We start from the raw sequence: 13,127 nt of genomic DNA on the forward strand, positions 1-13,127 counted from the left end.
GAATACGTCATGCAGAGAAAAAATATTTATGTTGCCTACACGGGCGGGACCATTGGTATGCAGCGTTCTGCCCAGGGATATATACCGGTGTCCGGGCATCTGCAACAGCAATTACTGGCAATGCCGGAGTTCCATCGTCCGGAAATGCCCTCCTTCTCGATTCACGAATATCAGCCGCTGATGGACTCGTCAGACATGACGCCACAGGACTGGCAGGTCATAGCCGATGATATCCACAAAAACTATGCACTGTATGATGGTTTTGTGATCCTGCACGGTACCGATACCATGGCGTTTACCGCCTCAGCGCTGTCGTTTATGCTGGAAAACCTGGGGAAACCGGTCATTGTGACAGGGTCACAGATACCCCTGGCCGAAATGCGTTCAGACGGACAGCAGAATCTGCTGAATGCATTGTATGTCGCCGCAAATTACCCGGTGAATGAAGTCACGTTATTTTTTAATAACACGCTCTTCCGGGGTAACCGGACCACAAAGGCTCATGCCGATGGCTTCGATGCTTTTGCCTCCCCGAACCTCACCCCGCTGCTGGAAGCGGGTATCCATATCCGCCGGTTACATACGCCGGCTGCACCGCAGGCTCAGGGGCCGTTTACCGTCCACCCGATCACGCCACAGCCGGTGGGGGTCGTTACGCTGTATCCCGGAATATCGGCCGAAGTTGTGCGTAACTTCCTGCGTCAGCCGGTGAAAGCGCTAATCCTTCGTTCGTATGGTGTCGGCAACGCTCCGCAGAATACCGAGTTTCTGACCGAACTCAGGCAGGCTTCAGAGCGCGGCATTGTGGTCGTCAATCTGACGCAATGCATTTCGGGGAAAGTGAATATGGGGGGGTATGCCACCGGCAATGCGCTGGAAAATGCCGGAGTGATCAGTGGCTATGATCTCACCGTAGAAGCGGCGCTGACCAAGCTGCATTATCTGCTCTCTGCCGGCTATGATCCGCAACAGATCCGCGCGCTTATGCAGCAAAACCTCCGTGGCGAGCTGACCGCGGATTAACGTCCCGTACCGGCTTGTGTGGGGTCCGGACAAGCCGGTAACAGGGCAACTACAGGGTCAGTTTGGTCACCGCACCGTCGATGCCAAATTCTTCCTTCAGTGCCTGCTTACTCTTCAGCACCATCTCCCCGCCTTTGGCAATCGTCATATGCCCGGGGTTATCGTTATATCTGGCCTGCCATAACATTACCAGCTGAAGCGTGTGTTCACGCTGTGCCGGGGTCAGCGCCACACCATCCGGCCACTTACCGGTTTCACTGGCCAGAACCAGGCGTTCATACAACTCCGGGGTCATGCCAGCCAGTAGATTTTCAAGATCCTTCATCAGTTACCCCGGTGTATTGTTGCCTTGCGGATCGGTAAAACTTAACGAGGCAGAGTTGACACAGTAACGCTCGCCCGTGGGTTGCGGACCGTCCGGGAACACATGGCCGAGGTGCGAATCACAATGCGCACAACGAATTTCTGTCCGGTGCATACCGTGTGAGAAATCCTCAATATAGTGGATAGCCTCCGGGGAGACAGGCTGGTAAAAACTCGGCCATCCGCAACCGGCATCGAACTTTGTCTCTGAATAAAACAGCGGCACATGACAGACCAGACAGTGGTAAATCCCTTCGTCAGTATTATGCAATAAAGCACCGCTGAACGGCGGTTCCGTCCCGCGATCCCGGGTGACATAGCGTTGTATTTCTGTCAGGTCACGTGCCGGGGTATTCCCGTTTTTTTCCGTTGTCATGAAGAAGCCATATTATTGATCCAGTGAATGGGGGTATTATAACAAATAAGCAACAACAGGGACGGGTAAATTGTGCGTTGAACACAGGATCACCGGTAGGTTTGAAATTGTGATCTGCATCCCAATTTATTATGAAAAGGTTCCGCACACTATTTACCAGGTGAGTCCCCGTTATGGTTAATAGTGCTTATGCTTTAACGGGTAAAAACTGCGGCTGAGGATTGATCTGCCACAATAATTGACACGATTAAGCTTGACGCCTGAAGCGGTTTTTGTAATTTTACAGCCAACCTTTTATTCAATAACCAATAGCTGGTGGAATATATGACTATCAAAGTAGGTATCAACGGTTTTGGCCGTATCGGTCGCATTGTTTTTCGTGCTGCGCAACAGCGTTCAGACATCGAGATCGTTGCAATTAACGACCTGCTCGACGCCGAATACATGGCTTACATGCTGAAGTATGACTCCACCCATGGTCGTTTCGACGGGACCGTAGAAGTTAAAGACGGTGCACTGATCGTTAACGGTAAAAAAATCCGTGTAACCAGCGAAAAAGACCCGGCCAACCTGAAATGGGACGAAGTGGGTGTGGATGTGGTGGCTGAAGCGACCGGTATCTTCCTGACCGACGAAACTGCACGTAAACACATCACCGCAGGCGCGAAGAAAGTTGTCCTGACCGGTCCTTCCAAAGACGACACCCCGATGTTTGTTCGTGGTGCCAACTTCGATAAATATCAGGGCCAGGATATCGTCTCTAACGCTTCCTGTACCACTAACTGCCTGGCCCCTCTGGCTAAAGTTATCAATGATAACTTTGGTATCGTTGAAGGCCTGATGACCACGGTTCACGCGACCACTGCAACGCAGAAAACCGTTGACGGCCCGTCTCATAAAGACTGGCGCGGCGGTCGTGGTGCTTCCCAGAACATCATCCCTTCTTCTACCGGTGCGGCTAAAGCCGTCGGTAAAGTCCTGCCGGAACTAAACGGTAAACTGACCGGGATGGCTTTCCGTGTCCCTACCCCGAACGTTTCTGTCGTTGACCTGACCGTTCGTCTGGAAAAAGCCGCCACTTATGAGCAGATCAAAACTGCCATCAAAACGGCTTCTGAAGGCACAATGAAAGGTGTTCTGGGTTATACCGAAGACGACGTGGTTTCTACCGATTTCAACGGTGAAGTCTGTACTTCATTCTTCGATGCGAAAGCAGGTATTGCTCTGAATGATAACTTCGTGAAACTGGTTTCCTGGTATGACAACGAAACCGGCTACTCTCACAAAGTGCTTGACCTGATTGCACTGGTTGCGGCCAAATAAAATCAACGGAAAGTCCGTGATTAACAGGGGCGACTTCGGTCGCCCCTTCTTTTTGTGGGTTGATCCCTCTGAGGAGAGCAAATGCAGGAATCACTCTATAAACTGCCGGTTAACCGTCAGATCACCCCCTATATTTCTCTGCGTCAGAAAGGTCAGTTGCCGCTGATAGTGGTTAATCATCCGGCGGTACATGCGGTGGTTGCATTGCAGGGGGCCCATCTTATTTCATGGCAACCTTCCGGTGAAAAGCCGGTGATCTGGTTAAGCGATGAAACGGCATTCACGGAAGGTAAAGCCATTCGCGGCGGCGTACCTGTCTGCTGGCCCTGGTTCGGCCCGGCCGGTCAGCCGGCTCATGGTTTTGCCCGTAACCTCCCCTGGACACTGCTGGCTCATGATGAAAATGAGCAGGGAGTCAGTCTGACATTTGAGCTGAAGCACTCGCCACAAACTCATAAATACTGGCCACACGATTTTTCACTGATTGCCCGCTTCCGCCTGGGAAAACAGTGTGAAATTGAACTGGAAGCTCACGGTGAATTTACGTCGACTGCAGCATTGCATAGCTATTTCCGGGTGGCCGATATTGCCGGCGTCTCTGTCAGTGGCCTGGGCAGACCGTATATTGATAAAGTCGCCGGCGGGACGACGGCAGAGCAGCTTACGCCGCAAACTTATCCTGATCAGGTAGACCGTATATTCACTGCCGCCGATGACTGCAATGTCATTGAGGATACCGCCGGTAAACGCCGGCTGGAGATTTACCACCATCATAAAAGTGACGTTGTCACATGGAATCCGGGCCCTGCACTTTCCTGCAGTATGGGAGATATGGCCAATGACGGATATAAAACTATGGTCTGCGTGGAAACGGCGCGTATTTCTCAGCCGCTGGTCAGCAAACACGATGCTCCGGGCCGTATGGGAGTGATGTTTAAGGTGGTCAGAAACGCCTGATGCGTCAGAGGATCCTCTGACGCCCTTCGCTGTAGTATTGCGGGGCATCACCTGCCCCGCTCAGGAGCGTATGTCAGCCCCTGCTACCTTCACAGCATCAGTTTCAGAACGTGTAACTTAGCCCCGTCCAGATCATTGCCTGACCGGACTTCGCCACCATCGGACTGTCTTTCACCTCGCTGCCGAACCACTGATAACGTCCGCCTACCCCTAACTGCCAGCGGGAGGTCAGCGGATAACTGGCGCTGATTTCCACGTACGGAAGCCAGCTGTCCCCCGCATCGTAGGAGGATATGCCGCTGCGCCGTGATTCCGCCGATGACACTCCGTAATAATAATTCGTCTGCTTGCTGCTGTTCCAGCTGACCCCGGCCCCCGGGTTGAGCGAGATCCCGTCCAGCATCAGCGGGTAATGCCAGTTGGTATTCCAGACAAAACCGTTACTCTGGTCCAGTACATCGCCCACCAGCGAGGTTTTCAGGACTCCCCAGTCAGCAATGTGTTGCCATTGTCCACCGGCCATCAGGGTCAGATGACGTTTATCCAGTTGCTTCATGGCAGACGACGAGGTGCGCTTCGGGTCATATTCCTGCCCAGAACTGGTGATGATCAATGAGAATTGGTCCTGCTGATCTTTCCACAGAAAATAGCCGCCCTGCAGTCCGGAAACAAAAAAATTCGCATCTTCGTAATTGATTAACGGGAAGGGATAATACCGTTCCTTACCGCCCTGATACGGCGATTGAACGTACAACGCCCCCGCGCCGAGGGTCAGAGGTGAACCTGCCGCCAGAACGCCGGAGGTGAAACAGGCAGTCGCCAGGGTAACGGCTGTCAGATATGATGTTTTCAAACCAGAGGATCCTTAATTTAATGTCTGCTATCCGATGTCAGCGGTCATATTCACCGCCGGCAAGAGGGAGAGAATAAACGTAAATTCCCCCTCATGGCCCGCGTTTCGTGCCCTCACACGCTGCAGTCCCCCGCTGATAAATGACAGGATAGTACAGTTTGTTATTGATATATCGCTAAATAGTGCAAAAAACCGTGTGTGAACTGAAAATTTCTGACTACAGTTAAATAATACGACTCTGTACAAAATTTGTAATGACACACGGTCAGGATATTATTTCTTAAACATCTCCTCCTGGCATAAGGGCTGCTTTATCAGCCTGTGAGTCGTCTTTTCCCGGAGCAAATCCTGTCATCATTCTGCTCCTTTACCTGTGCTAAAAACAAAAGGACGGGCATCGCTATGAATATATTCGATCATTATCGCCAGCGTTATGAAGCGGCCAAAGACGAAGAGTTCACACTGCAGGAATTTCTGGCCATCTGTAAAAAGGATCGCAGTGCCTACGCCAATGCCGCAGAACGACTGCTGACCGCCATCGGACACCCCGTCATGGTGGATACCGCTCAGGACCCAAGGCTTTCCCGTATTTTTTCGAACCGGGTGGTCCCCCGCTATCCGGCCTTCGAAGAGTTCTACGGGATGGAGGAAGCTATCGAACAGATAGTCTCTTATCTGAAACATGCCGCTCAGGGGCTGGAAGAAAAGAAACAAATTCTTTATCTGCTCGGGCCGGTCGGCGGCGGGAAATCCTCACTCGCTGAGCGGCTGAAAGCGCTGGTTCAGCGGGTTCCCATCTATGTTCTGACCGCTAACGGAGAACACAGCCCGGTGAACGATCACCCGCTATGTCTGTTTAATCCTGTTGAGGATGCAGGGATTCTGGCGGAGGAATACGGTATCCCGCGCCGTTACCTGGGCACCATAATGTCCCCGTGGGCCGCCAAACGTCTGCAGGAGTTTGGCGGTGATATCTCCAGGTTTAAAGTCGTTAAGGTCTGGCCCTCCATCCTCGGGCAACTGGCGATTGCTAAAACGGAGCCGGGGGATGAAAACAACCAGGATATTTCAGCCCTGGTCGGGAAAGTGGATATTCGCAAACTGGAGCACTTCGCCCAGAACGACCCGGACGCCTATAGCTATTCGGGGGCATTATGCCGTGCGAACCAAGGGGTGATGGAGTTTGTCGAAATGTTCAAAGCCCCGATCAAGGTTCTGCATCCGTTGTTAACGGCGACCCAGGAAGGTAACTATAACGGCACCGAAGGTATTTCAGCATTACCGTTTAACGGTATTATCCTTGCCCACTCCAATGAATCTGAATGGGTGCAGTTCAGAAATAATAAAAGCAACGAAGCCTTTCTCGACCGTGTTTACATCGTAAAAGTCCCTTATTGCCTGCGGGTGTCTGAAGAGATTAAGATCTACAAAAAACTGCTGAATAACAGTGAGCTGACAGAGGCCTCCTGCGCGCCGGGCACCCTTGAAACACTGGCCCGTTTTATTATCCTGTCGCGGCTGAAGTCGCCGGAAAACTCGAGTATTTTCTCTAAAATGCGGGTCTATGACGGAGAGAGCCTGAAAGATACCGATCCTAAAGCCAAATCATGGCAGGAATATCATGATTACGCCGGTGTCGATGAAGGGATGAACGGCTTATCCACCCGCTTCGCGTTCAAAATACTCTCACGGGTCTTTAACTTCGACCATACTGAGCTGGCCGCGAACCCGGTACATCTGTTCTATGTGCTCGAACAGCAGATAGAGCGGGAGCAATTTCCGCAGGAAGTGGCCGATAAATATCTGGAGTTTCTGAAAGGCTATCTGACCCCTAAATATGCGGAATTTATCGGTAAAGAAATACAGACCGCCTATCTCGAATCCTACTCTGAGTACGGACAGAATATTTTTGACCGTTATGTGACTTATGCTGATTTCTGGATCCAGGATCAGGAATACCGCGACCCGGATACCGGCCAGTTGTTCGATCGCGAATCCCTGAACGCAGAACTGGAGAAAATCGAGAAACCGGCCGGGATCAGTAATCCGAAAGACTTCCGCAATGAGATAGTAAACTTCGTGCTGCGTGCCAGGGCTCAGAACAGCGGCCATAACCCGAACTGGACCAGCTATGAAAAATTGCGTACCGTCATTGAGAAGAAAATGTTCTCCAATACCGAAGAACTGTTACCGGTCATCTCGTTTAATACTAAAACGTCTACCGATGAACAGAAGAAACACGATGACTTTGTGGATCGTATGATGGAGAAAGGCTACACCCGTAAACAGGTACGTCTGCTCTGCGAATGGTACCTCAGGGTACGTAAGTCTTCCTGAGAACGTCTCCGGGCGGCAGAGATCTGCCGCCCTCCCGTTTAACTGTGTTGTCCGGGAGTCAGTTATGTCCTATTTTATCGATCGGCGACTGAACGGTAAAAATAAAAGTGCGGTGAATCGTCAGCGCTTTTTACGTCGTTATAAATCGCAAATTAAAAAATCTATTGCTGATGCAATCAATAAACGCTCAGTCACCGATACCGGCAGCGGCGAGTCTGTTTCCATTCCTGTCGATGACATCCGCGAGCCTTCGTTTCACCAGGGCGGCGGTGGAGAACGAACCCGGGTTCATCCCGGCAATGATCAGTTTATTACCCACGATCGTATCGAACGTAACCCGGGGGGGGGCGGCTCTGGCTCCGGTCAGGGTGAGGCCAGTCAGCAGGGAGAAGGTGAAGACAGTTTCAGCTTTTCTATTTCAAAAGATGAATACCTTGACCTGCTGTTTGACGATCTGGCCCTGCCCAATCTGCAGAAAAATAACCAGAACCGCTTAACCGAATATAAAGTGCATCGTGCAGGTTATAGTGCTAACGGTGTGCCTTCTAATATCAGCGTCGTGCGTTCATTACAGAACTCGCTGGCGCGGCGAACAGCGATGACGGCGGGTAAGCGGCGGCTACTGGCAGAATGTGAACTGGCGCTTGCGGAGCTTCGTTGTCAGGAACCGGCACAGCTGCTGGAAGAGGAACGGCTGGAACGTGAAATCGCCGAACTGAAAGCCAGTATCGCCCGCGTTCCTTTTATTGATACCTTTGATTTGCGTTATAAAAATTTCGAAAAACGGGCTGAACCCTCCAGTCAGGCGGTGATGTTCTGCCTGATGGATGTGTCAGGCTCGATGGATCAGCCGACGAAAGATATGGCGAAACGGTTTTATATTCTGTTGTATTTATTTCTCAGCCGCAGCTATAAAAACGTTGAGGTGGTTTATATTCGCCACCACACGCAGGCAAAAGAAGTCGATGAGCATGAGTTTTTCTATTCACAGGAAACCGGAGGAACTATTGTCTCCAGTGCGCTGAAACTAATGAATGAGGTGATCAGGGAACGCTATGATCCGCAGCAGTGGAATATTTATGCCGCGCAGGCCTCCGACGGAGACAACTGGGCGGATGACTCCCCCCTCTGCCATGAATTGCTGGCCGCTGAACTGCTGCCGGTGGTCCGGTATTACAGTTATATTGAAATCACCCGCCGGGCCCATCAGACATTATGGCGTGAGTATGAGCAGTTACAGCATCGTTTTGACAATTTTGCTATCCAGCAAATCCGCGAACCGGAAGATATTTACCCGGTGTTTCGTGAATTATTCCAACGTCAGACGGCCGGAAACTGAACCTGCTTCCCGGACCGGCCCTTTCTGGCCGGGAAGTTCTGCCCTCCCGTTTTACTGAACCGCTCACCGGACTCTGTACTTTTTCCTTTTTGCGGGGGTTATCTCCTTGCCGATAGCCTTAGACGATGCGTCCGGAGAGGATATTCGTTTATAATAGCGCGGCAGTTTTAGCGTTTCGCTGATACTGTGCATAACGCCTGTAAAAATCCCCAATCCTGCAGGCCTGCGGTTATCCATTTCCGGGAGCGTATAATGAAAATTGGCTATTTATTTCCGGTCGCGATTATTATTGCCGGTGTAGGTTTACTCATCTGGTTCGTGGCCAGCGGCGCATGGATGCCGGGACACTAAACATTGAAAGAAATACGACGGTTTATTACGCAGGCGCTATAGTTCACCGTTTATAACCGGCGTACGGGTGCGATCGATTCGTCCATAAAGGCGCCGGGCTTGCCTGGTCAACCGCGACGGGTACAGATGACCCGATGATGATTTCCGGCCCGATTCAGGGATCCTGCAGAATATTATTTCTGCCACATTATTTATCTTCAGGGAGCAGTTACATTGGATTCCGGCATGATTTACAGTCTCTTCGTTATTGGCTCAGTGCTGGTAGCGTCCAGTATTATACTCAGTGCCTTCTCATCAAAACTGGGTATTCCTATTCTGGTGATCTTTCTTGCGCTGGGCATGCTGGCCGGGGAAGACGGCATCGGTGGCATTGCCTTTGATAACTATCCGGCTGCTTATCTGATCTCTAACCTGGCGCTGGCGGTTATCCTGCTGGACGGGGGCATGCGCACCCGCGTCGGTTCGCTGAAAGTGGCGCTCTGGCCTTCCCTGTCGCTGGCTACCATCGGTGTTTTGATCACCGCCGGACTGACCGGAATGATGGCCGCCTGGTTATTTCATCTCGACCTGATGCAGGGCTTCCTGATTGGCGCGATTATCGGTTCAACCGATGCCGCTGCCGTTTTTTCACTGTTAGGGGGAAAAGGGTTAAACGAACGTGTCAGCTCCACACTGGAAATCGAATCCGGCAGTAATGACCCGATGGCCGTGTTTCTGACCATTACGCTGATTGATATGATCCAGAAGGGACAAACCGGCCTGAACATGATGTTTCTGGTGCATCTGGTGCAGGAGTTCGGACTGGGCATTGTATTGGGCATCGGGGGTGGTTTCGCCATCCAGCAGTTAATTAACCGCATCACCTTACCGCCGGGCCTCTACCCGTTACTGGCCGTGAGTGGCGGGATCCTCGTTTTTGCCCTGACCACCCTGATGGAAGGCAGCGGTATTCTGGCGGTGTATCTTTGCGGCTGCTGGCTGGGTAATACGCCGGTGCGCAACCGTAACGGTATCCTGCAGACTTTTGACGGAATGGCCTGGTTAAGCCAGATCGGTATGTTTATTGTTCTGGGGCTGTTAGTGGTGCCAACCGATTTATGGGAAATTGCACTCCCCGCTATGCTACTTTCGCTGTGGCTTATTTTTATCGCACGGCCGTTGTCGGTATTTGCCGGTCTGTTACCGTTTAAGAACTTTACCCTGAGAGAACGTTTCTTTATCAGTTGGGTCGGCTTACGGGGAGCGGTACCCATCATCCTTGCCGTCTTCCCGATGATGGCCGGCCTGGATAACGCCAAGCTTTACTTTGATATCGCTTTCTTTGTGGTACTGGTTTCCCTGATGCTACAGGGAACCTCTCTGACCAAAGCGGCAAAGCTGGGTAAAGTGGTAGTCCCGCCCACCGCCGAGCCTATTCAACGTATCGGACTGGATATCCATCCGGATACCCAATGGGAAGAATTTGTCTATCAGCTCGGCGCGGACAAGTGGTGCGTCGGTGCGGCACTGAGAGAGCTGGAAATGCCGGCAGATACCCGTATTGCAGCCCTGTTCCGCGGTAATGTGCTGATGCATCCATCCGGGTCAACCCGTTTACAGGAAGATGACATCCTCTGTGTTATCGGGCGGGAAAAAGATTTGCCGGCGTTAGGTAAAATGTTCAGCCAGAGCCCGCCATCTGCACTGGAACAACGCTTTTTCGGCGATTTTATTCTGGATGCCGGCACCGACCTTTATGATATCGCACAGGTCTACGGGCTGGAACTGGATCCCGATGTTCAGGCTCATCAGCCACTGTCCCGGCTGATCGTTCAGCAACTGGGAGGCACACCGGTCATCGGTGACCAGCTAGAATGGATGAATGTCACCTGGACGGTTGCCGAAAAAGAAGGCAATGACATCCTGAAAGTCGGCGTAAGAATGAGCGGAGAACCTCTCTGAGCAGCGTCTGAAGGCGCCGATCCATTGCAATAATGCGGGGTCTGCGCCTGCCGTTAATGCTGTACGTTCCTGGTCCGCCGGAAAATTATTATTTAGCACTATTCGTTACCGCTGAAACAGGGTAATCTTGTCCGCTTTTTTCAGGTCACCTGTATATTTATGAATAAATACACTCTGTTACTGCTGAGTCTGGTCCTGCTAGCCCCGTTGGGTATTGACCTGTATCTGCCGACACTGCCACAGGTTGCTACCGGGCTGCATACCCCGGTGAGTAATATCCAGTCCACCATTCCTCTGTTCTTACTGGTGATGGGATTGGGTCAGTTAATCACCGGACCCCTGGTCGATAACTTCGGCCGCAAACCCGTCGCTATGGCCGGTTTAGGCCTTTACGCCGCTGGCAGCCTGACGGCTGCCCTCGCCGACCACTGGCCGGTGTTCCTGGCTGCACGGATAATCCAGGGCTGTGCTGTCTGCTGTACCGCGGTAGTCTCATTCAGTGGGGTCCGTGATCGTCTTAGCGGTGACGAAGCCGCGAAAACCTTTGGTTTTCTCAATGGCGCGTTGAATATCGTCCCCGCACTGGCTCCTTTACTGGGAGGAACTCTGGCTGAGTTCTGGGGGTGGCGAGCGCCTTTCAGTTTCCTTTGCCTGTATGCGGTGGTGGTTGGAGTGATCATTCTGCTGTTCCTGCCGGAAACACGTCCGAAAGAGACACTGAAAGTCCCCTTTTTCCCGCTAAAGCAGTATGCGTCAATTCTTGCTGACCTGCGTTTTGTCTGTTTTGCGCTGGCAAATGCCGGGGCATTGGGAATGGTGCTGACCTATGTATCACTGGCCCCGCAGGTTCTGATGGAGCAGGCAGGCCTGTCGTCTTTTGCTTTTGCGCTGGCCTTCGGTGCCAATGGCCTGTGGATCATGCTGGTCAGCAGTATTGTCAGTTATGTGATCCGTAAGGCCGGCCGCCCCTTCTGTCTGTTCTTCGGCGGACTATGCATGCTGATAGCGGCCGGTCTGCTGAGCAGTGAAGCCGTCCTGTTCAGTACGTCCATTCAACACCACTGGCTTAGCTATATGTTGCCGGTCGCCCTGGCGGTCGCGGGCCTGGCGTTTATTATCGGCCCGGCCACCAGCTATGCGCTGGAGCCGTACCAGCAGCAGGCGGGGATGGCATCGGCATTACAGGGGTTCTTCCAGATGGCAGGGGGTGCCGGGGGCAGTCTGTGTATGCTTGCGCTGCCTCTGCCCCCACAACACGCGCTTTCTTTTATGATGCTGATCGGCGCTGCACTGGCCTTTATCGCCTGGCGCTGCAGTCACTCCGTAAAAGGCACCCTGACCGAACTATAAGGGACGGAGGCCTCTGTTGATGTCCGGGCACACCACCGTCGCCCGGCCATTTTGTGGTGTTATCCCGCCGGCACGTTGTTGCCGGTAGAGCCCCCGAGCTTGTTTACCGAAGGCTTGCTTCAGTGAAACACGGTCATTGCAGACTACCGCCTCTCTTTATCCCTTCAGCCCTGTTTTCCCTTTCAGAGTCACTGACCAGCACTTCGGACAGAATTAACAGAAGCGGACGGAACCGCGGGAGCCGTCAGAACACTCTGTGCGGCACGCCGCCTGCGACTTCCAGCTTCGCGGGGGAAAGAAATCTGCAGAGATGAGAGAAATACCTTACGCGGGTGAATGAAACTCTACTGACCGGCGACATCCTGGCGCAGGGAAACCAGGCAGGCAGTCGCAGGCGTTCAGGACTCCGACTCCACAGCCGTACCCGGCAGACGACACACTTCCCCCTGGCGATACAGGGTTGAACGTTGCTACGCTCTGTCTGCGGTTCCTGAACGCAGCCATAAAGCACGCATAGCCCGGAATTTCTGCCTGTTGTCACTGCAGACCGGAACACACCCTCATAGACGCATCAGCCCGTAAAAACAAGACTCCGGCCATCGCTATGAGGGACAGGCAGCGATAGCGACCGCCTGCTGTTACTCCAGTCAGGGGTATACCAGTCACGCGCCAACCCGTAAAAGACGAGGCTCAGGCCATCGCTGTGAGGGATAGTCTGCGATAGCGACTGACGACTGTTTATGCGGAGGGGGTGTAGGGTGAGCGTCTTTAACCACAAGAGAATTAAGAGAAACCTGTGCTGCGGGAGCGGAACGGTGACAGCCTCCCGGATAAAGGGAGGCTGTTGGCTAATGCCGATCGTTTAAGACTACTTGATCGATCCAGTGCATGATGTAAAAAGGGTCCATGTTCAA

Annotated in this window: 11 protein-coding genes; 8 read left to right on the forward strand and 3 right to left on the reverse strand. The window is 52.5% G+C overall.

Annotation, left to right across the window (positions count from 1 at the left end; genetic code table 11):
- The first annotated feature begins 9 nt into the window (after positions 1-9).
- On the forward strand, positions 10-1,023 hold the full coding sequence (gene ansA, locus ABD035_RS17300; protein WP_343871345.1) for an asparaginase: 1,014 nt from the start codon (positions 10-12) through the stop codon (positions 1,021-1,023).
- Positions 1,024-1,072: 49 nt separating this feature from the next.
- Here the strand turns inward: ansA and ABD035_RS17305 are convergent, their stop codons facing one another.
- Both ABD035_RS17305 and msrB read right to left on the reverse strand, forming a co-directional pair.
- Positions 1,073-1,351: a YeaC family protein gene (locus ABD035_RS17305; RefSeq protein ID WP_212712648.1), complete on the reverse strand. Its 279-nt coding sequence runs from the start codon at positions 1,349-1,351 to the stop codon at positions 1,073-1,075.
- Positions 1,352-1,762, reverse strand: coding sequence for a peptide-methionine (R)-S-oxide reductase MsrB (msrB, locus tag ABD035_RS17310; protein WP_212712586.1), 411 nt, complete (start codon positions 1,760-1,762; stop codon positions 1,352-1,354).
- Positions 1,763-2,086: 324 nt separating this feature from the next.
- On the opposite strand from msrB, the gene gapA reads away from it, so the two are divergent.
- Both gapA and ABD035_RS17320 read left to right on the forward strand, forming a co-directional pair.
- Positions 2,087-3,085: a glyceraldehyde-3-phosphate dehydrogenase gene (gapA, locus tag ABD035_RS17315; protein ID WP_212712585.1), complete on the forward strand. Its 999-nt coding sequence runs from the start codon at positions 2,087-2,089 to the stop codon at positions 3,083-3,085.
- Positions 3,086-3,166: 81 nt separating this feature from the next.
- Positions 3,167-4,042, forward strand: coding sequence for a D-hexose-6-phosphate mutarotase (locus tag ABD035_RS17320; RefSeq protein ID WP_212712584.1), 876 nt, complete (start codon positions 3,167-3,169; stop codon positions 4,040-4,042).
- 103 nt (positions 4,043-4,145) lie between these two features.
- Here the strand turns inward: ABD035_RS17320 and ABD035_RS17325 are convergent, their stop codons facing one another.
- On the reverse strand, positions 4,146-4,895 hold the full coding sequence (locus tag ABD035_RS17325; RefSeq protein WP_343871347.1) for a MipA/OmpV family protein: 750 nt from the start codon (positions 4,893-4,895) through the stop codon (positions 4,146-4,148).
- A gap of 402 nt (positions 4,896-5,297) precedes the next feature.
- Here ABD035_RS17325 and ABD035_RS17330 point away from each other — a divergent pair, with 402 nt between their 5' ends.
- The 5 genes from ABD035_RS17330 to ABD035_RS17350 all read left to right on the forward strand — a co-directional run bounded on the left by ABD035_RS17330 (position 5,298) and on the right by ABD035_RS17350 (position 12,213).
- On the forward strand, positions 5,298-7,232 hold the full coding sequence (locus ABD035_RS17330; protein WP_343871348.1) for a PrkA family serine protein kinase: 1,935 nt from the start codon (positions 5,298-5,300) through the stop codon (positions 7,230-7,232).
- A 64-nt stretch (positions 7,233-7,296) separates the two neighbouring features.
- Entirely contained in the window at positions 7,297-8,571 is a 1,275-nt protein-coding gene (locus ABD035_RS17335) for a YeaH/YhbH family protein (protein WP_343871349.1), read from the forward strand.
- Between the two features lie 252 nt (positions 8,572-8,823).
- Positions 8,824-8,922 carry a YoaK family small membrane protein gene (locus tag ABD035_RS17340; protein ID WP_212712646.1) on the forward strand — a complete coding sequence of 33 codons (99 nt, stop codon included), beginning with the start codon at positions 8,824-8,826 and terminating at the stop codon, positions 8,920-8,922.
- A gap of 225 nt (positions 8,923-9,147) precedes the next feature.
- A complete protein-coding gene (locus ABD035_RS17345) occupies positions 9,148-10,863 on the forward strand; it encodes a potassium/proton antiporter (protein ID WP_371813019.1) in 1,716 nt (571 codons plus the stop codon).
- Positions 10,864-11,022: 159 nt separating this feature from the next.
- Positions 11,023-12,213: a multidrug effflux MFS transporter gene (locus ABD035_RS17350; RefSeq protein ID WP_343871352.1), complete on the forward strand. Its 1,191-nt coding sequence runs from the start codon at positions 11,023-11,025 to the stop codon at positions 12,211-12,213.
- Positions 12,214-13,127 lie beyond the last annotated feature (914 nt).

The organism is Tatumella terrea, from assembly GCF_039523755.1.
GTDB classification, from domain to species: Bacteria; Pseudomonadota; Gammaproteobacteria; order Enterobacterales; family Enterobacteriaceae; genus Tatumella; species Tatumella terrea.